The organism is Citrobacter sp. Cpo040 (assembly GCF_030332915.1).
GTDB lineage: Bacteria > Pseudomonadota > Gammaproteobacteria > Enterobacterales > Enterobacteriaceae > Citrobacter > Citrobacter portucalensis.
This window is the reverse complement of the sequence record NZ_JAOWGX010000036.1, coordinates 38067-62930: the sequence shown is the minus strand read 5'-3', so window position 1 is coordinate 62930 and position 24864 is coordinate 38067. Positions and strand designations below refer to the sequence as shown.

General features: G+C 52.7%; 18 protein-coding genes and 1 pseudogene. 9 read left to right on the top strand and 10 right to left on the bottom strand.

The features are described from left to right. Positions 1-143: 143 nt before the first annotated feature. The 3 genes from OGX86_RS15155 to OGX86_RS15145 all read left to right on the top strand — a co-directional run bounded on the left by OGX86_RS15155 (position 144) and on the right by OGX86_RS15145 (position 5736). Positions 144-1226 carry a LacI family DNA-binding transcriptional regulator gene (locus tag OGX86_RS15155; RefSeq protein WP_079935120.1) on the top strand — a complete coding sequence of 361 codons (1083 nt, stop codon included), beginning with the start codon at positions 144-146 and terminating at the stop codon, positions 1224-1226. Between the two features lie 121 nt (positions 1227-1347). Further along, entirely contained in the window at positions 1348-4431 is a 3084-nt protein-coding gene (locus tag OGX86_RS15150; protein WP_286640261.1) for a beta-galactosidase, read from the top strand. A gap of 51 nt (positions 4432-4482) precedes the next feature. Further along, positions 4483-5736 (top strand): MFS transporter, encoded by a 1254-nt coding sequence (locus tag OGX86_RS15145; protein ID WP_048226366.1) that lies wholly within the window; start codon positions 4483-4485, stop codon positions 5734-5736. A 94-nt stretch (positions 5737-5830) separates the two neighbouring features. On the opposite strand, the gene prpE is transcribed toward OGX86_RS15145, so the two are convergent. The 4 genes from prpE to prpB all read right to left on the bottom strand — a co-directional run bounded on the left by prpE (position 5831) and on the right by prpB (position 11381). Then, entirely contained in the window at positions 5831-7717 is a 1887-nt protein-coding gene (gene prpE, locus OGX86_RS15140) for a propionate--CoA ligase (RefSeq protein ID WP_128317657.1), read from the bottom strand. Positions 7718-7757: 40 nt separating this feature from the next. Next, positions 7758-9209 (bottom strand): bifunctional 2-methylcitrate dehydratase/aconitate hydratase, encoded by a 1452-nt coding sequence (locus tag OGX86_RS15135; RefSeq protein ID WP_286640260.1) that lies wholly within the window; start codon positions 9207-9209, stop codon positions 7758-7760. Between the two features lie 40 nt (positions 9210-9249). After that, positions 9250-10419, bottom strand: a complete 1170-nt coding sequence (gene prpC, locus OGX86_RS15130; protein ID WP_032942476.1) for a bifunctional 2-methylcitrate synthase/citrate synthase — start codon at positions 10417-10419, stop codon at positions 9250-9252. An 80-nt stretch (positions 10420-10499) separates the two neighbouring features. After that, the gene (gene prpB / locus OGX86_RS15125) at positions 10500-11381 is read right to left on the bottom strand and encodes a methylisocitrate lyase (protein ID WP_048226370.1); all 882 of its coding nucleotides are present in this window, start codon (positions 11379-11381) and stop codon (positions 10500-10502) included. Positions 11382-11634: 253 nt separating this feature from the next. On the opposite strand from prpB, the gene prpR reads away from it, so the two are divergent. Next, positions 11635-13245, top strand: coding sequence for a propionate catabolism operon regulatory protein PrpR (gene prpR / locus OGX86_RS15120; RefSeq protein ID WP_048226372.1), 1611 nt, complete (start codon positions 11635-11637; stop codon positions 13243-13245). A gap of 32 nt (positions 13246-13277) precedes the next feature. On the opposite strand, the gene yahO is transcribed toward prpR, so the two are convergent. Continuing rightward, on the bottom strand, positions 13278-13553 hold the full coding sequence (yahO, locus tag OGX86_RS15115; protein WP_032942474.1) for a DUF1471 family periplasmic protein YahO: 276 nt from the start codon (positions 13551-13553) through the stop codon (positions 13278-13280). Positions 13554-13818: 265 nt separating this feature from the next. Here yahO and OGX86_RS15110 point away from each other — a divergent pair, with 265 nt between their 5' ends. From OGX86_RS15110 to OGX86_RS15095, 4 genes and pseudogenes are all read left to right on the top strand, one after another. Next, entirely contained in the window at positions 13819-14451 is a 633-nt protein-coding gene (locus OGX86_RS15110; RefSeq protein WP_008783857.1) for a LysE family transporter, read from the top strand. A 79-nt stretch (positions 14452-14530) separates the two neighbouring features. Next, positions 14531-15919, top strand: a pseudogene (locus OGX86_RS15105) (diguanylate cyclase). 220 nt (positions 15920-16139) lie between these two features. Continuing rightward, positions 16140-17234, top strand: a complete 1095-nt coding sequence (locus tag OGX86_RS15100; protein WP_048214839.1) for a 4Fe-4S binding protein — start codon at positions 16140-16142, stop codon at positions 17232-17234. A gap of 183 nt (positions 17235-17417) precedes the next feature. Next, positions 17418-17927, top strand: coding sequence for a hypothetical protein (locus tag OGX86_RS15095; RefSeq protein WP_231504623.1), 510 nt, complete (start codon positions 17418-17420; stop codon positions 17925-17927). A gap of 794 nt (positions 17928-18721) precedes the next feature. Here the strand turns inward: OGX86_RS15095 and foxA are convergent. From foxA to OGX86_RS15080, 3 genes are all read right to left on the bottom strand, one after another. Beyond that, positions 18722-20830, bottom strand: coding sequence for a ferrioxamine B receptor FoxA (foxA, locus tag OGX86_RS15090; RefSeq protein WP_100247269.1), 2109 nt, complete (start codon positions 20828-20830; stop codon positions 18722-18724). A 121-nt stretch (positions 20831-20951) separates the two neighbouring features. After that, entirely contained in the window at positions 20952-21935 is a 984-nt protein-coding gene (locus tag OGX86_RS15085) for a helix-turn-helix transcriptional regulator (protein ID WP_286640259.1), read from the bottom strand. Between the two features lie 123 nt (positions 21936-22058). Then, positions 22059-22964 carry a LysR substrate-binding domain-containing protein gene (locus tag OGX86_RS15080; RefSeq protein ID WP_125363725.1) on the bottom strand — a complete coding sequence of 302 codons (906 nt, stop codon included), beginning with the start codon at positions 22962-22964 and terminating at the stop codon, positions 22059-22061. A 109-nt stretch (positions 22965-23073) separates the two neighbouring features. Between OGX86_RS15080 and OGX86_RS15075 the strand changes: the two genes are divergently transcribed. After that, positions 23074-23703 (top strand): LysE family translocator, encoded by a 630-nt coding sequence (locus OGX86_RS15075; protein ID WP_048226381.1) that lies wholly within the window; start codon positions 23074-23076, stop codon positions 23701-23703. 101 nt (positions 23704-23804) lie between these two features. On the opposite strand, the gene OGX86_RS15070 is transcribed toward OGX86_RS15075, so the two are convergent. Then, on the bottom strand, positions 23805-24041 hold the full coding sequence (locus tag OGX86_RS15070) for a hypothetical protein (protein WP_020996594.1): 237 nt from the start codon (positions 24039-24041) through the stop codon (positions 23805-23807). A 98-nt stretch (positions 24042-24139) separates the two neighbouring features. Continuing rightward, positions 24140-24769: a DUF2913 family protein gene (locus OGX86_RS15065; protein ID WP_128317650.1), complete on the bottom strand. Its 630-nt coding sequence runs from the start codon at positions 24767-24769 to the stop codon at positions 24140-24142. Positions 24770-24864: the final 95 nt, after the last annotated feature.

The following is a 24864-nucleotide window of genomic DNA, read 5'->3' as shown; positions in this document are numbered from 1 at the left end:
GTTAGGTATAACGCCGATAAATCCTTCAGCACGCTATCCTCAAACCCTGGAATGCGCCTCGCAGAACCCATGCGCAAATACCCCAAAACCGTCCCGCTGTGGCATCATAGCGCACAGATAACGTCATTACAGGGGTGATAAACGTGAAACCGGTAACGCTATACGATGTGGCAGACCATGCAGGTGTCTCTTACCAGACCGTCTCTCGCGTCGTGAACCAGGCCAGCCACGTTTCCGCAAAAACCCGACAGAAAGTTGAGGCCGCGATGGCGGAACTCAATTACATCCCTAACCGCGTTGCACAGCAGCTGGCTGGCAAACAGACGCCACTGATTGGCGTTGTGACGGCAAACCTAGCTCTGCATGCCCCCTCACAAATTGTTGCTGCCATAAAATCCCGCGCCGACCATTCCGGTGCCAGCGTGGTGATCGCCATGGTCGAGCGCAGCGGCGTTGAGTCCTGTAAAGCCGCGGTCCACAATCTGCTTTCTCAACGCGTAACCGGGCTTATCATCAACTATCCGCTGGATGAAGAAGATGCCATTGCCGTGGCCGCTGCCTGCGGTACGGTGCCGGTGCTGTTTCTCGATGTCTCTGACCTGACGCCAATTAACAGCGTGATTTTCTCTCATGACGACGGCGCGCGCCTTGGCGTTGAACATCTGGTGCAGCACGGACATCAACGGATCGCCCTGCTGAGCGGGCCGCACACTTCCGTTTCGGCAAGGCTTCGGCATGCAGGCTGGCACAAATATCTGGCACATTACCAGCTACAACCCGTTGTGGAGCTGGAAGGCGACTGGAGCGCGATGTCTGGTTTTCAGCAAACGATGCACATGCTGAATAACGGTAACCTCCCTACCGCCATGCTGGTCGCTAACGATCAAATGGCGCTGGGCGCGATGCGGGCAATCAGCGAGTTCGGTCTGCGGGTTGCAGTGGATATATCGGTAATTGGCTACGATGACACCGAAGACAGCGCCTGTTACATCCCACCGCTGACCACCATCAGGCAGGATTTTCCGTTGCTGGGTGAAACCAGCGTCGACAGGCTATTGCAACTCCCCCGTGGCGGCTCCAGCGTGGGTAACCAACTGCTTCCCGTCACCCTGGTCAAGCGCAAAACGGTTCTGCCTCCCGATACGCAAACCACCACTCCCCAGGCACTGGCTGATTCACTGATCCAGCTGGCGCGGCAAGTTTCTCAGCTCACCCCCAAATTGTGAACGCATAACAATTGTGTGAGTCAGTTCACTTATTGAACGCCCCATCCTTTACAGCAAGGAGCGCTTGTTCGTATTTTGATTGAAATTGTGAGCGAGTAACAAATTCAAACAGGATACCGTTATGAACCTGAACACAGATTCACTCTCCGCTGTTCTGGCCCGCCGCGACTGGGAAAATCCCGGCGTCACGCAGCTCAACCGGCTGGAAGCACATCCGCCATTCTGTAGCTGGCGCTCAGCGGATGATGCACGTACCAATCAGCGTTCGAGTCAGTTACGCTCGCTGAATGGACAGTGGCAATTTGCCTGGTTTGCCGCGCCGGAGGCTGTGCCAGAAAGCTGGCTGACAAGCGATCTGCCACAGACAGACACCGTCAACGTCCCCTCTAACTGGCAGATGGACGGTTATGATGCGCCAATTTATACCAACGTCACCTACCCAATCCCGGTGAATCCTCCGTACGTTCCGGCACAGAACCCGACAGGATGTTACTCGCTCACATTTAATATCGAAGACGCGTGGTTAGAGGAAGGTCAGACGCGCATTATTTTTGACGGCGTGAACTCCGCGTTTCATCTGTGGTGCAACGGTCGCTGGGTCGGCTACGGTCAGGATAGCCGTCTACCGTCTGAGTTTGATCTTAGCGATTATCTGCTGCGCGGCGAAAACCGTCTGGCTGTGATGGTGCTGCGCTGGAGCGACGGCAGCTATCTGGAAGACCAGGACATGTGGCGCATGAGCGGTATTTTTCGCGATGTCTCCCTGCTGCATAAGCCCACTACGCAAATCCGCGACCTGCGCATTAATACCCGTTTTAATGACAACTTCAGCCGCGCCACGCTGGAAGCGGAAGTCAGAGTGGGTGGCAACGAGAGCGAAGATTTACGCGTCACCCTGCAATTGTGGGAAGGTGAAACGCTCACCCGCGAAACGACCTCACCACTCGGCAGTGAGATCATTGATGAACGCGGCGCTTATCATGACCGGGTAACTCTGCGTCTGAACGTCGAAAAACCGGCTCTGTGGAGTGCCGAAACACCCAATCTGTACCGCGCCGTTGTGCAGTTACACACCGCAGGCGGAGTACTGATTGAAGCGGAAGCCTGTGACGTTGGTTTTCGTCAGGTTTGTATCGAAAACGGCCTGTTGCTGTTAAACGGCAAGCCGCTGTTGATTCGCGGTACCAACCGCCATGAGCACCATCCGGTCAACGGCCAGGTGATGGATGAGGCGACGATGGTGCAGGACATCATCCTGATGAAGCAGAATAACTTCAACGCCGTGCGCTGTTCCCATTACCCGAACCATCCGCTGTGGTACACCCTGTGCGATCGTTATGGCCTGTATGTGGTCGACGAAGCCAACATTGAAACCCACGGCATGGTGCCGATGAATCGCCTCACCGACGATCCCGCATGGTTGCCTGCCATGAGCCAACGCGTCACGCGCATGGTGCAGCGCGATCGCAACCACCCGAGCATTATTATCTGGTCACTGGGCAATGAATCCGGCCATGGCGTCAATCACGACGCGCTCTACCGCTGGATAAAATCAGAAGACCCGTCACGTCCGGTGCAGTACGAGGGCGGTGGAGCTGATACTGCCGCCACCGACATTATTTGCCCGATGTACGCCCGCGTCGATCAGGATCAGCCCTTCCCCGCAGTACCCAAATGGTCGATTAAAAAGTGGCTGTCGATGCCCGGCGAACAGCGTCCGCTGATCCTTTGTGAATACGCCCACGCTATGGGCAACAGCTTTGGCGGCTTCGCCAAATACTGGCAAGCGTTCCGTCAGTATCCGCGCCTGCAGGGCGGATTTGTCTGGGACTGGGTGGATCAGTCGCTGACCAAATATGATGAGAACGGCAAAGCATGGTCAGCCTACGGTGGCGATTTTGGCGACACGCCTAACGATCGTCAGTTTTGCATGAACGGGCTGGTGTTCGCCGATCGCACTCCGCATCCGGCGTTATATGAGGCCAAACATGAACAGCAGTTTTTCCAGTTCACGTTACTGCCGGGCGCTGAACGCCAGATTGAAGTGACCAGCGAATATCTGTTCCGCCGCAGCGATAACGAAGTTCTGCACTGGTCGATTGCCCTGGACGGCAACCCGCTGGCCGCCGGAGAAATCGTTCTGGATATCGCCCCACAGGGCCACCAGGTGATTACCCTGCCGAACGTTCCGATGCCGGACACCGCAGGCGAACTGTGGTTGACGGTGCGCGTAGAGCAGCCTCAGGCAACCGCATGGTCAGAAGCCGGGCATATCAGCGCCTGGCAACAGTGGAAGCTGGAAGAGAAGCTCAGCCTGGTACGTCCATCACACGCCAGCAGCGCACCACAGCTGGATGTTAGTGAGAGCAATTTTACCGTGGTGGCCAACAACACACGCTGGCAATTCGATCGTCAGTCCGGCCTGCTAACACAATACTGGATTAGCGATGAAGCCCAGTTGGTAAGCCCGCTTATTGACCAGTTCACCCGCGCGCCGCTGGACAACGACATCGGCGTGAGCGAGTCAACCCGCATCGACCCTAACGCCTGGGTTGAACGCTGGAAGGCCGCCGGTCACTATCAGGCTGAAGCAACGTTACTGCACTGTGCTGCCGATACGCTGAGCAGTGCGGCACTGATCACCACCGAACATGCGTGGCAGTATCGGGGCGAAACGCTGTTCGTCAGCCGAAAAAGCTATCGTATTGACGGTAATGGTGAAATGCAGATAACGGTGGATGTCGACGTTGCCAGCGGTACGCCGCATCCGGCCCGCATCGGCCTGAGCTGCCAGCTGGCGCAGGTTGCGGAGCGAGTTAACTGGTTAGGTCTTGGCCCGCATGAGAACTACCCGGACCGTCTGGGCGCCGCCTGTTTCGATCGCTGGGATCTGTCGCTTGATGAGATGTACACCCCGTATGTTTTCCCGAGCGAAAACGGTCTGCGCTGCGGCACGCGCGAACTGTACTACGGTGCGCACCAGTGGCGCGGAGACTTCCAGTTCAACATCAGCCGCTTTAGCCAGCAGCAACTGATGGAAACCAGCCACCGCCATCTGCTGCAACCTGAGGCAGGCACCTGGCTCAATATTGATGGCTTCCATATGGGCGTCGGCGGCGATGATTCGTGGAGTCCTTCCGTGTCGCCGGAATTCCAGCTGAGCGCCGGACGCTACCACTTCCAGTTCGTCTGGGGCCAAAAATAATAATATAAGCAGGGCAGGTTGATACCTGCCCGCATTTATAGGAAGTCTGTTATGTATTATTTAAAAAACACTAACTTTTGGATGTTCGGCTTTTTCTTCTTCTTTTACTTTTTTATTATGGGTGCGTATTTCCCCTTCTTCCCTATCTGGTTACACGATGTAAACCATATCAGTAAAGGCGATACCGGCATCATCTTCGCCTGTATCTCACTGTTTTCTTTGTTATTCCAACCAATTTTCGGACTGCTGTCCGATAAGCTTGGCCTGCGTAAACATCTGCTGTGGGTAATTACCGGCATGCTGGTAATGTTTGCCCCGTTCTTTATTTACGTATTTGGCCCATTATTGCAGGTTAATATTTTACTGGGTTCAATTGTCGGCGGGATTTACCTTGGCTTTATTTACAATGCCGGTGCCCCAGCGATTGAAGCCTATATTGAAAAAGCCAGCCGCAGAAGCAACTTTGAATTTGGTCGCGCGCGCATGTTTGGCTGCGTGGGCTGGGCGCTGTGCGCCTCGATTGCCGGAATTATGTTCACCATCAATAACCAATTCGTCTTCTGGTTAGGCTCTGGCTGTGCGGTCATTCTGGCATTGCTGCTGTTATTTTCAAAAACAGATGCCCCCTCTTCTGCAAAAGTCGCGGATGCGGTAGGCGCCAATAACTCGGCATTCAGCCTGAAGCTGGCGCTGGAGTTATTTAAACAACCGAAACTTTGGTTCCTCTCCCTGTATGTGGTCGGCGTTTCCTGTACTTACGATGTGTTTGACCAGCAGTTCGCCAACTTCTTTACCTCATTCTTTGCCACCGGCGAACAGGGTACCCGCGTGTTTGGCTACGTCACGACGATGGGAGAATTACTCAACGCCTCTATCATGTTCTTTGCACCGCTGATTGTGAACCGCATTGGCGGAAAGAACGCCCTGCTGCTGGCCGGTACGATTATGTCGGTAAGGATTATTGGCTCGTCATTCGCCACCACTGCACTGGAGGTCGTTATTCTCAAAACGCTGCATATGTTTGAGATACCGTTCCTGATCGTCGGCTGCTTCAAATACATCACCAGCCAGTTCGAAGTACGTTTCTCGGCCACGATTTATCTGGTGTGTTTCTGTTTCTTCAAACAGTTAGCCATGATTTTCATGTCAGTTCTGGCCGGGAAAATGTATGAGAGTATTGGTTTCCAGGGAGCTTATCTGGTGCTGGGGATTATTGCGCTGAGCTTCACGCTGATTTCCGTATTTACCCTTAGCGGTCCGGGGCCGTTTTCCCTGCGGCGTCGTCGCGAAAGCGTCGCGCTGTAAAAGCCTCTTTGCCGGATGCACCACTCACGTGGTTTATCCGGCCTACGATACTAAAAGGCCCGGTAAGCATTGCGCCACCGGGCATCACACGATGTTACTCTTCGATCGCCTGACGGATTTGCTGCAACGACGCGGGATCGTCAATGGTCGTTAGATCGCCAGGATCGCGGCCTTCACAGATCGCCTGGATCGTCCGTCTGAGCATTTTGCCAGAGCGCGTTTTCGGCAACTGCGATACAAACCAGACGTGCGCCGGGCGGCCAAAATTACCAATCTGACTGTCCACCAGCGCCATAATCGCCTTCTCTTCCGAATGTGCGATGTCGCGATCTTCAAGGCTGTCGCTCTGTTTCGGAATGACAAACGCGACCGCTACCTGCCCCTTCAGCGCGTCCTTCACGCCGACCACAGCCACTTCGGCAACGTTCGGATAGCTGGAAATACTCTCCTCTATCTCACGCGTCCCCAACCGATGCCCGGCCACGTTGATGACATCATCCGTACGACCAAGGATGAAGTAATAGCCGTCCGCATCGCGAATACCCCAGTCAAAGGTGGCGTACACCTGACGAGAAAACAGCGACCAGTAGGTGTTCACAAACCGCGCGTCATCACCCCAGATAGTCTGGATACAGCCCGGCGGCAGCGGCCCTTCAATCACCAGCATGCCCTTTTCATTCGCTTCGCAGGGCTCACCGGTTACCTCATTGAGCAACTGCACGTTATATCCGTACATCGGCACGCCCGGGCTACCCAGCCGCGACGGGCGGTCGTCCAGCCCGCGGGCGATCGCCATAATCGGCCAACCGGATTCAGTCTGCCAGTAGTTGTCGATAACCGGGACGCCCAGCGTTTCCGTTACCCAACTGGCGGTCGGTTCGTCCAGCGGTTCCCCGGCCAGATACAGCACCTCCAGCGAGGAGAGATCGTGATTGCGGATTTGCGCGGTCGGGAATTTCTTCAGCACGCGGATGGCGGTTGGGGCGGAGAACATCCGGCTGACCTGATACTTCTCAACAATTTTCCACCAAACGCCGCAGTCCGGGTACGTTGGCAGCCCTTCGTACACCACCGTCGCCATCCCCGCCAGCAGTGGGGCATACACGATATACGAATGCCCAACCACCCAGCCGATGTCCGACGCGCAGAAGAACACACCGCCCGCTTTACCGCCGAAAATGGTGTCCATTGAAGTCGCCAGCGCGACCGCGTAGCCACCAACGTCACGCTGGACGCCCTTCGGTTTACCGGTTGTCCCGGAGGTATAGAGAATGCAGGAGGTTTCATTCGATTCCAGCCACGTCACCGGCACCCGCGCGCCAAGATGCTGTTGGCGCAGCGCGGCAAAGTCAAGGTCGCGCCCCTCCACCCGCGCCATTTTCGCCAGACCGCGATCGACCAATACCACATGACGCGGCTGGTGCTGCGCCTGACTGATTGCATCATCGAGCAGCTTTTTATACGGCAGGATCTTGCCCCCGCGCGCGCCGGCATCCGCCGAAACGATAATCACCGGTTGGGCGTCGTCGATGCGTGCCGCCACGCTGTGCGAGGCAAAGCCACCGAACACCACCGAATGGATCGCCCCAATGCGCGCGCAGGCCAGCAGCGTAATGTGCGCCTCGGCGATCATCGGCATATAAACCAGTACCCGATCGCCACGCTGTACGCCCAGCGACAGCAACATTGCCGCCGCCACGTTCACTTCGTCGTACAGCTGACGAAAGGTAAAGGTACGTTCTTCTTCGGTTTCCGATGACACCGCAATCAGCGCCAGCGCCTCAGGCTGTTTCTCCACCCAGCGGTCGATGGCGTTATGACACAAATTGGTCTTGCCGCCGCAAAACCAGCGGGCAAACGGCGGGTTGCTGTGATCCAGCACCTGCGTATACGGCTGCTGCCAGTCAATACGCTGGGCCTGTTCGGCCCAAAACGACTCCGGCTGCGTAATAGAACGTTGATAAAACTCGCTATAAGACATAATGCTCTCCTGTTGAACTTACGCCTTGCCGCACGCAGGTTTAGATTACATAAAGGTCCATATACTCATTGACCGGCATCTGCTCCAGGCGGGCTCTGTCCAGGGAGACATCCAGGATGCGCTGCTGCTGACGGGTCGGGAACTGACGCGCCAGGTTAATTTTGAACTTCTCGACCAGCTTCGGCATACCGTCGTTACGACGGCGCGCGTGGCCAATTGGGTATTCCACTACCACTTCTTCAAAGCGTGAGCCGTCGGTGAATTCAAGCGTGATGGCATTCGCGATGGCGCGTTTTTCAGGGTCGTGGTAATCGGCAGTAAAGGCCGGATCTTCGAAGCAGTTAATCTTTTCACGCAGTACATCAATGCGTTTATCCTGCGCCACGCCGTCTTCGTAATCTGCCGCCGTTAAGCGTCCGAACAGCAGCGGGATAGCCACCATGTACTGGATGCAGTGGTCACGATCCGCCGGGTTATTCAACGGGCCTTTTTTATCGATGATGCGGATACAGGCTTCGTGCGTACGAATGGTCACTTTTTCGATATCGGCAGCGGTCTTACCTGCAGCCTGTAACTGCTCGTACAGCGTCATCGCCGCTTCTACCGCGGTCTGCGAGTGGAACTCTGCCGGGAAGGAAATTTTAAACAACACGTTTTCCATCACGTACGAACCGTACGGGCGCTGGAAGCGGAAAGATTCGCCTTTGAAAGAGACATCATAGAAGCCCCAGGTTTTCGCCGTCAGTGCAGATGGATATCCCATTTCACCGGTTTTCGCCATCAGCGCCAGACGCACAGCACGTGAGGTGGCATCGCCAGCCGCCCAGGATTTACGCGTGCCGGTATTCGGCGCATGACGATAGGTACGCAGCGACTGACCGTCGACCCACGCCAGCGAGACGGCGTTGAGAATTTCATCCCGGTTAAGGCCGAGCATCTCGGCAACCACCGCCGTGGAAGCGACTTTTACCAGCAGGACGTGATCCAGACCGACGCGGTTGAAGGAGTTTTCCAGCGCGATACAGCCCTGAATTTCATGGGCTTTAATCATTCCGGTTAACACTTTTTTCATGGTTAACGGCGCTTTACCCACCGCCACCGCATTGCGCGACAGCCAGTCAGCCGTCGCCAGAATACCGCCGAGGTTATCGGAAGGATGACCCCATTCTGCGGCCAGCCACGTGTCGTTAAAGTCCAGCCAGCGGATCATCGCACCGATGTTAAACGCCGCCTGCACCGGATCGAGCTGGAACTGGGTACCCGGTACGCGCACACCGTTCGGGACGACGGTACCCGGTACAACCGGCCCCAGCAGTTTTTTACAGGCCGGATATTCCAGCGCTTCCAGGCCACAGCCAAGGGTATCAAGTAGGCAATAATGCGCGGTGTCATACGCCACCTTCGAGGTGATCTCGTAGTTCATGACATAATCAACGATATCAACGATTTCACGGTCAAATTCAGGGCGGACGTTCGAAATATGTGCAGACATAGGGTACATTTCCTGTTTTTTTATCTTTAGAGGTTTTGCATTAGCAACGTTTTTCAATAGGGACAAATTCGCGATCTTCCGGGCCGGTATAGTTGGCGGAAGGACGGATAATTTTGTTGTCCTGACGCTGTTCGATGATGTGCGCCGCCCAGCCAGTGACGCGGGCGATAACGAACAGCGGTGTGAACATTTCAGTGGGGACGCCCATCATGTTGTAAGAGACTGCCGAGAACCAGTCGAGGTTAGGGAACATCTTTTTCGTTTCCCACATCACCTCTTCCAGACGGTCGGCAATGTTGTACATTTTCAGCGAACCGCCCTCCTGAGAAAGCTGTTTCGCCACACGCTTGATCACCTGATGGCGCGGGTCGGCGATGGTGTAAACCGGGTGACCAAAGCCAATCACCACTTCTTTGTTTTCAACGCGTTTACGGATATCCGCTTCGGCTTCATCCGGCGTTTCGTAGCGCTGCTGAATTTCCAGCGACACTTCATTCGCGCCGCCGTGTTTCGGCCCACGCAGTGCGCCAATCGCGCCGATAATCGCGGAGTACATATCAGAGCCAGTTCCCGCAATCACACGCCCCGTGAAGGTGGAAGCGTTAAATTCGTGCTCGGCGTACAGCACCAGCGAAATGTGCATCGCCTTTTCCCAGCTTTGTGATGGCTTTTCACCATGCAGCAAATGCAGGAAGTGACCGCCAATAGAATCATCATCGGTCTCCGGCTGAATACGCTCGCCGTTATGGCTGTAGTGATACCAGTACAAGAGGATAGAACTGAGCGATGCCAGCAGTTTGTCGGCAATATCGCGTGCGCCGGAGACGGTATGTCCTTCTTTTTCCGGCAGCGTACAACCCAGCGCGGAAACACCAGTGCGCATCACGTCCATCGGATGCGAGGCGGCAGGCAGCGCTTCCAGTACGGTACGCACGTTAGCGGGCAATCCGCGCAGCGCTTTCAGTTTGCTTTTATAGGCGGTGAGCTCATCGCGGGTGGGTAATTTCCCGTGAATCAGCAGATGCGCAACTTCTTCAAATTCGCACTGTTGTGCCAGGTCAAGAATATCGTAGCCACGATAGTGCAGATCGTTACCGCTTTTACCCACGGTACATAAGGCAGTATTTCCGGCAGCGACGCCTGACAGCGCAACCGATTTTTTGGGTTTAATGACATGGGTACTATTTTGCAGGATCGTTGTGTCGCTCATGTTGTCCTCGTCATTATTGTAATATGTAGGGTACTAATTTATTGCCGGATGGCGGCTACGCCTTATCCGGCCTACGACGGTTACTTTTTTGTGTACAACGCGTCGAGTTTCTCTTCGAACTGGTAGTAATTGATGCTTTCGTACAGCTCGTTGCGCGTCTGCATAATGTCGATAACGTTCTTTTGCGTACCTTCCTGACGCAGCACGTTGTAAACCTTCTCCGCCGCGCGGTTCATGGCGCGGAAAGCTGACAGCGGGTATAGCGCCATCGCAACGTTCGCGCTGCGCAGTTCATCGGTGGTAAACAGCGGTGTGGCGCCAAATTCAGTAATGTTGGCGAGAATTGGTACCTGTACCGCATCGGCAAACTGGCGGTACATCTCAAGTTCGGTAATGGCTTCCGGGAACAGCATGTCAGCGCCCGCTTCGACATACGCCTGGGCACGATCGATGGCAGCCTCTAACCCTTCCACCGCCAGCGCATCGGTCCGCGCCATAATCACAAAGTTGGGATCGGTGCGCGCATCAACGGCTGCGCGGATCCTGTCGACCATCTCTTCTTTCGAGACGATCGCCTTGTTCGGGCGATGACCGCAGCGCTTGGCGCCGATCTGATCTTCAATATGCAGCGCAGCAGCACCCGCTTTGGAAATCGACTTGACGGTACGCGCCACGTTGAATGCAGACGATCCAAAACCAATATCCGCATCCACCAGCAATGGCAGCGGGCAAACATCCGTAATGCGACGAATATCAGTCAGCACATCATCAAGGGTAGAAATGCCGAGATCCGGCAGCCCCAGCGACCCCGCCGCGACACCGCCGCCGGAGAGATAAATCGCTTGATACCCGGCACGTTGAGCCAGCAGAGCGTGGTTGGCGTTGATGGTGCCAACGATTTGTAATGGGTTTTCTTTAGTGAGCGCAGCGCGAAACGCCAGCCCTGGGGAGTGTAGAGACATATCCCGTCCTCTTGTTATCAACTTGTTATCGTTCGTTGATATTTCTAAAGCAAGGGGTATGCCAGGGAGCTTATTTTCTCTTCAATTTAATTTTTTATCTTTTAAAACAATACATTAAATCCAATACTCCTATTTTTGTTGCACAAAAGCGTGTCAGCTATCGTTTCATGAAACGTTCCTTCACGTTTCATTGCAACATTTATGAAACACAACTAAACCCTAATACTCGGTTCCTTACTTTTTTGGGTTAGTTATGGCAGATACACATCTACCGCCGCGTGTGAACGACGACAAACCGGTTATCTGGACAGTCTCAGTCACCCGCCTGTTTGAACTGTTTCGCGACATCAGTCTGGAGTTCGACCACCTGGCGACCATCACCCCCATTCAGCTTGGTTTCGAAAAAGCGGTGGCCTATATCCGTAAGAAGCTGGCTACCGAGCGTTGCGATGCCATCATTGCGGCGGGCTCCAACGGCGCATATCTGAAAAGCCGTTTATCGATTCCGGTGATCCTGATTAAACCCAGCGGATTCGACGTGCTACAGGCGCTGGCAAAAGCGGGAAAACTCACCTCGTCGATTGGCGTCATTACCTATCAGGAACCCCTCCCGGCGCTTCTCGCGTTTCAAAAAACCTTCAATTTGCAGCTTGAACAGCGCAGCTATATCACCGAGGAAGATGCTCGTGGGCAAATCAACGAGCTGAAGGCTGGCGGTACACAAGCGGTAGTTGGTGCGGGGTTGATTACCGATCTGGCAGAAGAAGCAGGCATGACCGGCATCTTTATCTATTCGGCGGCCACCGTGCGCCAGGCCTTTGTCGATGCGTTGGATATGACCCGCTTGACATTACGCAGAAACGGTCAGTACGCCTCTGGCGATACGTTGCGCACTCGCTACGCGCTCGGAGATATGCGCGGTCACTCTGCGCAGATGGAACAGGTACGGCACACCATTATGCTGTACGCCCGTTCGCGTGCGCCGGTCCTCATTCAGGGCGAAACAGGAACGGGTAAAGAGCTGGCCGCACAGGCCATTCACCGTGAGTTTTTCACCCGTCAGGAGAATCGGCGCGGTAAACCCTCACCGCCGTTTGTTGCCGTCAACTGCGGGGCAATCACCGAGTCATTGCTGGAAGCGGAGCTGTTCGGCTATGAGGATGGCGCCTTTACCGGCTCTCGCCGAGGGGGGCGCGCGGGCCTGTTTGAAATCGCTCACGGCGGAACCCTGTTTCTTGACGAGATAGGCGAGATGCCGCTGCCGTTACAAACCCGACTGCTGCGTGTGCTCGAAGAAAAAGAGGTCACCCGGGTGGGCGGACATCAACCGATTCCGGTCGATGTCCGGGTGATTAGCGCCACGCACTGTAATCTGGAGCAGGAGATGAAACAGGGGGAGTTTCGTACCGATCTGTTTTATCGCCTGAGCATTTTACGCCTCAAGCTGCCGCCGCTACGCGAGCGGTTGCCCGATATCCTGCCACTGGCGGAAGGCTTTTTAAAACAGTCGCTGGCGGAACTGGACGTGCCGTTTTCTGAGCCTGTTCGCAAGGGGCTGGGGTTAAGTCAGCCGACGTTGCTGAATTATGGCTGGCCGGGGAATATCCGCGAACTGCGTAATATGATGGAGCGCCTGGCACTGTTTTTAAGCGTCGAACCGCAGCCAGAGCTGAACGTAGATTTTTTACAGCAGCTGTTACCGGAACTGTCCGTTGTTACCACTACACCGCACATATCATCATCACTGACGCCACAGCAGGTGCTGGCACAATTTGATGGTGACAAAACTGCCGCCGCGCGGTATCTCGGAATTAGCAGAACCACGTTCTGGCGCAGATTAAAAGAAAACCCGCCGGTACAATGACCGACGGGTGTCGTATTTTTTACAGCTGCACGTTATTTTTTCTTGTAAATATTGGCTGTGCCATGGATTTTGTTATCCGTTTGGCCGGAGGTTAATACCACCACGTCAGCGCCTTTCTCTTCAGCTTTCTTCAGAAGGTCTTCTTTAGCATCCGAAGTAGAGACTTCATTACTCGTTGAAATATCACCGATTTTTGTATACTGAGACTCAACCTTTTCAAACTCAACCTTCGTCATAAATTCCGCGGCGTACGCGTTGGTCACAACAAAAGCTAACGCACCAATAAGTACTTTAATTCCAGTTTTCATATAAAAGCTCCAGATTTTGTTATATATGCCATCATCGACCCCTGAACATTCGACATGCGAGTCAAGGATGATTAATAAGTAGTTCAGGCTGGCAAAAAGATCCAGAGCAGGCGGAAATATAAAGAGATTTTGCGAATCGTTAATTACGCAAAACGCAGTGGCGCTGCGTTTTAACGCGCAGTGTGAGTGAATGCGCAGAATGGCGTGCGCACTAAAATTATAGTGTTAGCTGTCACTTAAGCGCTTACTAATGGAAACGTTGTCTATGGAACCTCTGCACGCCGTCGTTCTCACCATCAGCCTGTTTGTTTTAACCTTTTTTAACCCCGGCGCAAATCTGTTCGTGGTAGTACAAACTAGCCTGGCATCCGGACGACGCGCAGGTGTGATGACCGGTCTGGGTGTTGCCTTGGGTGATGCGTTTTACTCCGGCCTTGGGCTCTTTGGTATGGCAACGCTAATCACCCAGTGTGAAGAGATATTTTCATTGATTAAGATTGTCGGCGGTGCCTATCTGCTGTGGTTTGCCTGGAACAGCATCCGCCATCAGGCCACGCCGCAAATGCCCACGCTACAGCAACCGCTTTCCGCCCCCTGGTATGTGTTTTTCCGCCGTGGATTACTAACGGATTTATCAAACCCGCAAACCGTGCTGTTTTTTATTAGTATCTTCTCGGTCACCTTAAGCGCAGACACACCTACGTGGGCCAGACTGATGGCATGGGCAGGTATTGTGTTGTCTTCCGTTATCTGGCGTATATTTCTCAGCCAGGCATTTTCTTTGCCTGCCGTGCGACGGGCGTATGGTCGTATCCAACGTGTTGCCAGCCGGGTGATTGGCGCAATAATAGGTGTTTTCGCGCTAAGACTTATTTATGAAGGTATTAGCCATCGATAAGAGAGTTTAACTTGACCATCGTGAGGTAATTGTCCGTAATACCGCCTGAATTTTTAATCGCAGGTTGAGTGGCAGTGAGATGGAACAGGTTGAACCGGTAAACGACACATTACTCCTTACAGAATGGCAGGCGCTGATATGACAAACATCGCCTGAAGTTCACACGCTCCTCACATCGTTAAGCGATGAAGAGATCCGCCATTTAGTGACCGTTTTTTATGACTATATGCTCTCCCATGCCCAGAGCGCATTGTTCCTTAATACAGAACAGGTCAGTACCCGCCTCAGTGGTAGTATGTTTGACTGGTTACGCAGCGTGCTCGGCAGCGCGCACGAAGATCTACCGCAGCTGCTGGCCAAACAACGCAAAATTGGCGTGGTGCATGCCCGTATCGGTCTGCCCATCGATCTGGTAAACCGCGGCGCGCGTAAGCTCAAGGATGAGCTGTATCGGGTATTGAAAACCAAAGCTGACGACTCGTCTTCCCTGCTGAGCAATGCTATCTGTTTCAGCAGTCTGGCAATGGATACTGCGCTGGAGGCCATGACCGTCTCTTATTCCCCAAGCCACCAAAACTCCCTGCATACGCAGGAGCAGTATCGCCTGCAGACCATTTACGATGACGTTAACGTCGAACGCGAACGACAAATTCGCTCATTTACCGACTGGGAAAATCAGTTTATCTATAACATCGCCATCGGTATGCCTTTCGGTGAGATGGTATTTCTGGCAAATTCTGATTTTGGTATGTGGTTCTCGCATAAAGGAAAACACATTCTCGGCAACAGCAATCTGTTGAATGAAATGGAATCGCTGATAGCAGAGATCGACAACCGCATGACGACCACCCTGTCACCTCAGCATCAGCCGACAGAACCTGAGAGGATGAGCCTGTTGCAGGATGTCCGCCAGCTGTCGGCAAAAATCCATTTCCTGCTCGCCTCAATGTTTGACGCACTGGTGAAACAGGAAAATGGTAAAGACTCGCTGACCCAGTTACTTAACCGCCGCTTTATTCCAACCATCATGCGGCGTGAGATTTCGTTAGCGTTACATGCGCGGAAGCCTTTTAGCCTGGCGATGCTGGATATCGACTACTTCAAGCAAATTAACGATAACTTCGGGCATAATACCGGCGATCTGACGCTCAAAAACGTCGCAGCAGTCATTTATGATCATATCCGTAGCAGCGATTACGTGTTCCGCTACGGTGGTGAAGAATTTATGATCCTGCTCGTCGAGTCAGACAAGTCGCAGGCCAGTATCATTCTCGAAACGCTGCGTATGAAGATTGCCGGGATGTGCATGGCGGCATCGGCGGCAGAATCATTTTCTATTACCGTCAGCATTGGCATCGCCGAATATGACTATCACCCCGACTATAAACAGTTGGTTGATAAAGCCGATCGCGCGCTTTATCTGGCGAAAAGTAATGGCCGCGATCGCATAGAGGTATATCAGGAATAATCTTCTCCGCCACAGAGAAATAAATACCCCGTTCAGGGTATTTATCTGATCGGCGATAAATACCGAGCTGTTATTTTTATTCAAGTCTATTTGCGTGATAAAAATAACAGCCACATAATAAGATGCAAATCAAATACACCAAATCTGAATAGCGCTAGCATATCCCGGTGATGACGCCTTCTGAATGCAGAAGGGGAAATATGAGGGATAGTATAAAACCATGAACGGGAAGAAGAGAACACGCTGGCAGCGCCGTCCTGGCACGATCGGAGGCAAGCTGCCGTGGAATGACTGGCGCAATGCCAGCAGCTGGCGAAAAGCCACCCAGTTTCTCCTGCTGGCTATTAATATTTATATTGGCGTAACGTTCTATTACTGGGTCCGCTATTTCGAAACCGCCGGCACCAGCGTCTATATTCCAAGGCCTGGCGGTATTGAGGGATGGCTACCAATCGCGGGTTTGATGAATATCCGCTATACGCTGGAGACTGGTTTTCTTCCGCCTATCCATGCCGCCTCCATGCTGCTGTTAGTTGCGTTTATCCTGATTAGTCTGTTGTTAAAAAAAGCCTTCTGTTCGTGGTTATGCCCGGTGGGCACGCTATCCGAACTGCTCGGCAATTTGGGGAAGAAAGTATTTGGTCGCAACTTCACGCTGCCGCGCTGGCTGGATATCCCGCTGCTCAGTCTGAAGTATTTGTTGCTGAGTTTCTTTTTGTATATCGCCCTGTCGATGCCTGCGCAGGGGATTCAGTATTTTCTAATGTCGGCCTATGGCATGATTATCGACGTAAAGATGCTCGATTTCTTTCGCCATATTGGCCCCGCTACGCTCATCTTTGTTGTCGTTATCAGCGTCCTGAGCCTGTTTATTCGCAATGCCTGGTGCCGCTATCTGTGCCCTTATGGTGCGCTGCTCGGCCTGTTCTCGCTGCTCTCGCCGTTTAAAATCCGCCGTAACGCAGACAGCTGCATCGACTGCGGAAAATGCGCGAAAAACTGCCCGTCGAATATCCAGGTCGACAGACTGATTCAGGTGCGTACCGTGGAATGCACTGGCTGCATGACCTGCGTTGAATCCTGCCCGGTGGCCTCAACGCTGAGCTTTTCACTGCAAACACCGCCGGGGGCGCAAGACAACGGTAAACCGTTATGGCGACAGAAGACGCTATCAGGTGTTGCCATGACGCTACTGGTGCTTGGCATTCTGTTTGCCACCATTGGTTATGCCGTTTATGCCAATGTCTGGGATACACCAGTGCCTGATCATATGTATTTCCAGCTGATCCCGAAGGCAAAGATGATCGGCCATTAATTTTTTTATCAGTATGTTCAAAACCCTGCCAATTCTGGCAGGGTTTCCCGCCTGTCCTGCCATTTTAAGACAATTGAACTTGTGCCATCGCGCTCTCGTTTATACAACCTTAAATATCATCTGTAATAATTTTTCTATTTTGTTATGGGCGACTGGGATCAAAATAATGAACGGAATAACATCATGACTAAAATAAAACTGGCACTGCTATTACCTCTGTTTCTGGCAGGTTGTACGATGAATGACGGGGAATTAAGAAACGCTTACGCTCAGCATTATCAGCAACCTACCGCTTATGTAGATGCTTATAAACAGAAAATAGCCAGTATGGATATTCATGCGCTGGCCCAATATGCCGCCGCGGAAGATAAGAAAAAAATGCGTGGGCAGCCAAGACTGAAAATCGACGAATTCATTACCATTGAGAACGTGCAGGCGAAAGGAAATCGGGTGGTCTACGATTACTCACTGTCCGAAAGCTGGCTGGCGCTGTCCGCAGATAAACAGCGCGAGAAGCAGACCAATATGAATAAAGACCTGATCTACCGTACCTGCTCGCTGGAAACGGTACGTCTGGCGCAGGCAAAAGGGCTGGAAGAAGAGCATAACTATTACAGCCAGTACCCAGACAAAGTCGCCTTTACGCTGAGAACCAGCGCGCAGATTTGTATGCAAAACGGTTTTACAAAATAACCTCAATCACAATGCCTGATGCGCTGCGCTTATCAGGCCTACGATTTGCACGCTGCCGTAGGCCGGATAAGGCGCCAGCACGCAGATTTGTCTGCAGAACGGTTTTACACAATAACCGCAATCCACTATGCCTGATGCGCTGCGCTTATCAGGCCTACGATTTGCACGCTGCCGTAGGCCGGATAAGGCGCCAGCGCGCAGATTTGTCTGCAGAACGGTTTTACACAATAACCGCAATCCACTATGCCTGATGCGCTGCGCTTATCAGGCCTACGATTTACACGCTGCCGTAGACCGGATAAGGCGCCAGCGTGCAGATTTGTATGCAGAACGGTTTTACACAATAGCCGCAATCCACTATGCCTGATGGCGCTACGCTTATCAGGCCTACGATTTGCACGCTGCCGTAGGCCGGATAAGGCGCCAGCGCGCAGATTTGTATGCAAAACGGTTTTACAAAATAACCTCAATCCACTATGCCTGATGCGCTGCGCTTATCAGGCCTACGATTTGCACGCTGCCGTAGGCCGGATAAGGCGCCAGCGCGCAGATTTGTCTGCAGAACGATTTTACAAAATAACCGCAATCCACTATGCCTGATGCGCTGCGCTTATCAGGCCTACGATTTACACGCTGCCGTAGACCGGATAAGGCACCAGCGTGCAGATTTGTCTGCAGAACGGTTTTACACAATAGCCGCAATCACAAAGCCTGATGCGCTGCGCTTATCAGGCCTACGATTTGCACGCTGCTGTAGGCCGGATAAGGCGCCAGCGCCGCATCCGGCTAAAACATCAGAATTTCCAGGACACACTGCCGACAATGCTGCGCTCGGCGCCGAAGTAGCAGTATGAGAGCGAGTTACAGGCTGCAACGTAGCGCTTGTCGGTCAGGTTGTTAACGTTCAACTGCGCGCTCAACCCTTTAATGCCGATATTCGTTAAGTCGTAACCAATCACCATATCCACCAGTGTGTAGGACGGCAGGGTGTGAGTATTCAGGCGATCGCTGGTAATACCGTTAACGTAGCGCACGCCTGAACCCAACGTCAGGCCGTCCAGCGGACCGCTTTTCACATCGTAGCTCAGCCAGGTACTGGCCTGGTTACGCGGGGCGTACACTGCGCGCTTGCCCTGTTCTTCCGGGCTGCTTTTCTTATAGCGAATGTCGGTATAGGTATACGCCGCCTGCAAACGGAAGCTATCCGTCAGTTGGCTAATTGCCTCCAGCTCCACCCCTTCAGATTCAATTTCCCCAATCGAGCGGTACGGATCGGTCGGCTCTTCTTTGGTGGCAATATTCGTCTGATTGATACGGAACACCGACGCGCTGAACTGACTGTTAAGTCCTTCCGGCTCATATTTCAGCCCCGCTTCCCACTGCTTGCCTTTCATCGGATCCAGCAGATTGCCGTTCTCATCGGCAAAGCTGGTTGGCGTAAAGGCAGTGGAATAACTCACGTACGGCGCAAAGCCGTTATCGAATAAATAGAGCAGCGCGGCGCGGGTGCTGAAGTTGTTTTTATCCAGATCGCTGCGAGTATCCTTGATCTTATCAATGTTAGAAACGCTGACCTGATCGTAGCGACCACCGAGCGTAATACGCCAGCGATCCCATGACATCTGATCCTGCAAATAGTAACCCGTCTGGCGCAACTTGTGTTTCTCACGCGCATACATGTCGATGTAATCAGGCTTCGCGCCGTACACCGGGTTAAAAGCGTCAATCGGCGGGAAAGCGCCGTAGTAACCGGTAGTATTGTTGCTGCGATCCTGATAGTCGATCCCCACCAGCAGACGGTGGTTTACCTGCCAGGTATCAAAGCTGCCGTCGAGCTGGTTATCCAGCGTAATCGCCGACATTTTTTCATCAGAGCCGGAGTAACCGCGATTAAGCTCGGTTTCATTCAGCCAGCCCGCCGCATACACCTGATTCAGCTCAACGTCGGTATGCAGATAGCGCAGCTTTTGCCGCACCGACCAACCGCTATCAAACATATGCTCAATGTTGTAGCCCACCATGTTTTCACGGCGATCGTATTTGTCGTAATCATCCTCGCCTTCGTAAAAGGTGTTGGAGATCTTTTGCCCGTAATGCGGAACCACGGTGCCGTCATACGGCAGACCGGAGTGGCTACCGCCTTCCGGGTCACGGTGCAGATAGGCCATCAGATCCAGACGCGTCTGATCGGTGATACGCCATGTCAGGCTGGGCATCAGCGCGTAACGCTCTTCCTTCAATGGACCAAACTGCGAGTCCGCGTAACGCGTCATCCCGCTCAGTCGCGCCGCCACGCGATCGTTATCATCCAGTGCTCCGGTGACGTCAAACGCCGCGCCGCGCTGGTTATTGTTGCCGGCAAACAGCTTCACTTCGCCGCCCGCATCAAACGATGGCTTACGTGAGGTCAGCGCCACAATGCCACCCGGAGAGGAACGACCATACAGTACGGAAGCCGGACCGCGTACGACTTCGATATCTTCGAGGAACCACGGATCGACCACCAGCGAGCTGTGTGAGTTGGTGTCGCCCATCATCTTCAGACCATCGAGATAGACGTTATCCAGGCTACCGTCAGAAAAGCCACGCAGCACGATGTAGTCAAAGCGGTTGGAAGCGCCAATCTGATTGCTGTACACCCCCGGCGTATAGCTGACGGCCTGGCGCACGCTGGTTGCGCCCTGCTCTTCAAACTGTTCACGGGTTACGATCGATACCGACTGCGGTGTTTCAATATCCGGCGTGGCAAGCTTCGTGGCCCCGCTCTGCATCTGCGAGGTGACAACCACCGTATCGTTTTTTGTTGTTTCCTGCGCCAGCAGAGGAAAAGCCACGCTGCCGGTAACCCATCCCACCAGCAGCGCCAAGCGAGTCTTCGCGAACATGAATATCTCCAAAGGCATGTCTAATTGTAAGTGAGAATTATTACCTTTTTGCTGACGGAGATAGCTATGCCGGATGCCAGGTTGCCTATGCGCAGTGCCAAATTGTCAGGAAATCACGTGCGTAAAACGCAAATATGGATTAGCAAAGTTTGAGCAAATCGCCGGGCGAAAAGCCGTAACGGCGACGAAAAGCAGTAGAAAAGTTAGTGGCGTGCTGATAACCCGACATCCAGGCCGCCTGTTGTACGCTATATCCTTCCAGTAGATAGCCGCGCGCACGTTCCAGACGGCAATCGCGCAGGTAGTCGAATACCGAACAGCCATAGGCTGCGCGAAACTTGCTACGCAGACTACTGGGGCTCATTGCCGCGCGTTGCGCCAGTTCATTAAGGGTGTAGTCTTTTTCGGGACTCTGCTCCAGCAGTCGGCGAACGACCTCCAGCCGCTGCTGCTCACCGCTCGCCGCAAGACGTTTACCGCTCTCGACCTGACACACGCTGAGGCCATGACCAAACAGTTGTAATATCAGCCCTTCCAGCATCAGCTGACGAGAAATATGGCTAATCGTACTCTGCTGTGTGTACAGTAGTCCGCTGAGTAAAAACCCCGGCACCTGCCAGATAAGCGTCGGCGTTTGGCATCTTTCCCACTCACGCATCAACGATTCGAGCAACCCCGTGCGACACGCGCCGTCGGGATACAAACCGAGCGATAATGTCCGCAGTTTACAATCAGCATGATGACGGGCACGCATCGTCTGGTGCTCACTCAGGCGTGAGCTAAACGCCATGCCGGAGCGCACCACATGCTCCTGTCCGTTAAGCGTCAGGATCACGCAGCCTTCCAGTACCACCAGCATATACAGAGGGCTGTCGTGACGAGAGGTGGTTTCGTAGGGTTGCAATACCTGTACGTCGGAGTGCGTCACGCACATCCCGCATGGGAGAGTCATCTCCTCAATTTCACCTTGCAGAACAGGGCTGCCAGACGGTAAATCCGGCCTTTGTGCCAACTGGGGAAAGCGGTAATCGATCCCGTAGCGCTCACCAAAATCCATAAACTCGCTGACGGAGAAAGTGCGAGCGACGCGTCCGGAGGCATTCAGGGCGGTGGTATTGTTCATGCTGTCTTCTGCACAGGAAATGGGATTAACGGTTTATAACTGAAGCAACATTACCATTACCTGCGCAATACGACAATAATAATGAGAACCATTATCAATATGATGATTAGCAGAATAAACAGCTTAATCCAGCCAGTTTAGATCTGCCGAGGAGACACACGGCGCAGCCTTTTTTAACCAGCGATACAGCAGCTCAATATTTCTGAGCCGTGTTGAAGTCTTTGGCCAGACAAGGTAATAGCCCTCGCCAGTCGCTACCGCATCTTTAAACGGTAACGCCAACATCCCTGCCTGAATGGCCGCCAGGCTTAACAGCAGGTCGGCAACGGACACGCCATGACCGCTCATCGCGGCAAGACTGCCCTGCTCCAGGGTGTCGAACACTTTGCCTCGCGCAAGATTCAACGCCGGAAACTTCCCGGTGCGTTGCAGCCACCGACGCCAGTCACGGCGATCCGCTGAGGGATGAATCAGTTCACAGGCAGAAAGATCGCGCTGCGCCTGCACCAGCAGTGCGGTTGAGCACACCGGGATAAGCCACTCCTGAAACAGCAACCGGCTGTCGGTATCGTCACCAAAATGGCCATTCCCTAACAGGATCGCACAGTCATACGGTTCACGACCGAAGGATACCGAATCGGTATCCATCCAGACGCTGGAAATTTCGACAACCGGGGTCGGATGCGCTTCACGGAAATGACGCAGCACGTCCAGAAGCCAGCGCATCGTCAACGTAGACGGCGCTTTCAGCCGTAGCTCATGACTGCTGCTGCGAAAGGCATGACACGCGTGTTCCAGACTCTGAAACCCAGCCGTCAACTGCTGCGCCAGCCCTTGGCCAGAAGGCGTTATCTCGATACGCGGGCCGCTGCGGACAAATAGCTCACAACCAAACCATGCCTCCAGCGTGCGAATATGACGGCTTACCGCGCCCGGCGTCACGTTAAGTTGAATAGCGGCTTTACTGAACGATCCCAGACGGGCTGCGGCTTCAAAAGCCCTCAGGGCATACAACGGAGGTAGCGTCATTCTCAGCTTCTATGTTGAGTTTTACTCACAGTAGAGCGCAGTTTTATTCGTTTTTCAATGCGCCACGCAGGCGGAATACTGATGGAAAATATCATCAGGATAATCAGGTATGAATTTCACTTTACTGGCTACCTATAGCCTCAGCGTAGTAACCCTGCTGTTAACTCCGGGTCCTGTCGTGGCGTTGATTACCACCACCGCGTCGCAGCACGGCTATCGCCGGGCCTTTATCACGCTGATTGGCACTAACGGAGCTTCTTTAGTATTGATTGCTCTGGCTGCACTGATGCTAGCTGGCGTGGTTTCAATCTCTGCGATATGGCTTGGCGTACTGGGTCTTGTGGGATCGTTGTATATCGGTGTGATGGCGATTAACGGCCTGCGGGCCAGGGACTCAAAACCCGGACTGTGTGCGCCAAAACGCGATAACAGCGGGCTTATCCATGGATTTCTGACAGGGGTCGCTAACCCAAAGGACATTTTGTTTTTCGTAGCATTTTTTCCCCAGTTCATTGCCATTACGCAAGATTTCACCACCAGCATTCTGACGCTAACGCTGGTGTGGGTTATTTTTGATGTTACGGTGTTGTCTTTTTACATCATGGTTTTCAAACGCTGGATGCCAGAGCGGTTTGCCAGACGCAGCGTTTTTATCTCCTCCCTGTTTCTGCTCGCGGTGGCGGTGTTTGGCATTATTTATAATGTACACGCGCTACAAATGCTCTCACCCGCGATGTGATCCCCGACAGATTGTTCAGCCAGACATCTCATCTTGCACCGGGAGGAATAAAATAAGAACAAATCGACATTAATATTATTAATGGATTTATAAACCAGGATTCAGAAAATATAGACGATAACATTTTCCTGGCGTTCAACTGGCACCCTCACCCATGACAATGCATCAACGGCGACAGGTGCCATTTCATTTTCTAAGCGAAGTAGAGGCGTGTTGCCATCTGGCACAACCGTGCTTTCACCGATCTCAAGAACGCCCCGAAAAGAAATGGATACATTGTCTGGCGTATCCGACAACCTTATCCATTCGGTTGTAATCACTAACTTTCGAGTAAACATTCGCTGTCCTTTGCGCGTGGTATATATCCGATAACTTCACAGGTAGATCAATACACTCTTTGAACAAACAGAAATTTGTCCCCCATATCAGTTAAGCATTACTTAACAGAAAGAAAATTGAAGTAATAAAACTCATTCGAAATATGTTTCACAAATTCAACCGGCAGGTTATGTTTGATGAACGTTAACTTTGCAAACTCAATATCGCCGTACACTCGAATACAGAAAGGTTTGACTATCTCCCCCTGCACGCCAAAGCACTCCTGAAGCCGGGTGTCATCCATAAAAATAAAGTCACCTTTTCTGACCTTAATACTCTCATGAAGGCCTTGCCACTTCTCCGGAGTGAGCAGAAAGCTCTCCCATCCATTATTTCTCAACACTTCAATCGTGTGAGTAAATTTAAAATAGTCGTTTTGCATTGCCACATCACCACTCGATGTGGCGTACAAATATTCTATTTTAAATTTAAGTTGTGCATTGAGGCTTTTTTTCTTCCCCTCATCAATTAACCACTGAAGCTCACTGACAATGCTCTTCGAAAAGATTTTTCTTTTTTTGGCAATAGCCAGCCAATGCATAATGAATAGATGCTCTGACATTTTAGAGTAGATTTTATGATCCTTTATTGCGATACCAATTGCGACTAACGCACTCCAGGTAAAGGCTTCCAGATCATCCTGATAATGATGTCGTAACGTACTAACTCTTCCAGAATCCCTTACCACTTAAACCTGCCCAAATAAATCATCATTGTTATTCCACGTCATTCTTGTATTACTCTATTAAAAAATTACTACAACTAAAATCGCCAAAATATGAT

Excerpts from the sequence above, each read along its gene's own strand:
- OGX86_RS15135 (WP_286640260.1), bottom strand. The coding sequence starts at position 9,209 with ATGTCTGCACATATTTCGAACGTCCGCCCTGAATTTGACCGTGAAATC.
- OGX86_RS15150 (WP_286640261.1), top strand. The coding sequence starts at position 1,348 with ATGAACCTGAACACAGATTCACTCTCCGCTGTTCTGGCCCGCCGCGAC.
- OGX86_RS15095 (WP_231504623.1), top strand. The coding sequence starts at position 17,418 with ATGACTAAAATAAAACTGGCACTGCTATTACCTCTGTTTCTGGCAGGT.
- prpR (WP_048226372.1), top strand. The coding sequence starts at position 11,635 with ATGGCAGATACACATCTACCGCCGCGTGTGAACGACGACAAACCGGTT.
- OGX86_RS15080 (WP_125363725.1), bottom strand. The coding sequence starts at position 22,964 with ATGACGCTACCTCCGTTGTATGCCCTGAGGGCTTTTGAAGCCGCAGCC.
- OGX86_RS15085 (WP_286640259.1), bottom strand. The coding sequence starts at position 21,935 with ATGAACAATACCACCGCCCTGAATGCCTCCGGACGCGTCGCTCGCACT.
- OGX86_RS15075 (WP_048226381.1), top strand. The coding sequence starts at position 23,074 with ATGAATTTCACTTTACTGGCTACCTATAGCCTCAGCGTAGTAACCCTG.
- foxA (WP_100247269.1), bottom strand. The coding sequence starts at position 20,830 with ATGCCTTTGGAGATATTCATGTTCGCGAAGACTCGCTTGGCGCTGCTG.
- prpE (WP_128317657.1), bottom strand. The coding sequence starts at position 7,717 with ATGTCTTATAGCGAGTTTTATCAACGTTCTATTACGCAGCCGGAGTCG.
- yahO (WP_032942474.1), bottom strand. The coding sequence starts at position 13,553 with ATGAAAACTGGAATTAAAGTACTTATTGGTGCGTTAGCTTTTGTTGTG.
- prpC (WP_032942476.1), bottom strand. The coding sequence starts at position 10,419 with ATGAGCGACACAACGATCCTGCAAAATAGTACCCATGTCATTAAACCC.
- OGX86_RS15070 (WP_020996594.1), bottom strand. The coding sequence starts at position 24,041 with ATGTTTACTCGAAAGTTAGTGATTACAACCGAATGGATAAGGTTGTCG.
- OGX86_RS15145 (WP_048226366.1), top strand. The coding sequence starts at position 4,483 with ATGTATTATTTAAAAAACACTAACTTTTGGATGTTCGGCTTTTTCTTC.
- OGX86_RS15110 (WP_008783857.1), top strand. The coding sequence starts at position 13,819 with ATGGAACCTCTGCACGCCGTCGTTCTCACCATCAGCCTGTTTGTTTTA.
- prpB (WP_048226370.1), bottom strand. The coding sequence starts at position 11,381 with ATGTCTCTACACTCCCCAGGGCTGGCGTTTCGCGCTGCGCTCACTAAA.
- OGX86_RS15100 (WP_048214839.1), top strand. The coding sequence starts at position 16,140 with ATGAACGGGAAGAAGAGAACACGCTGGCAGCGCCGTCCTGGCACGATC.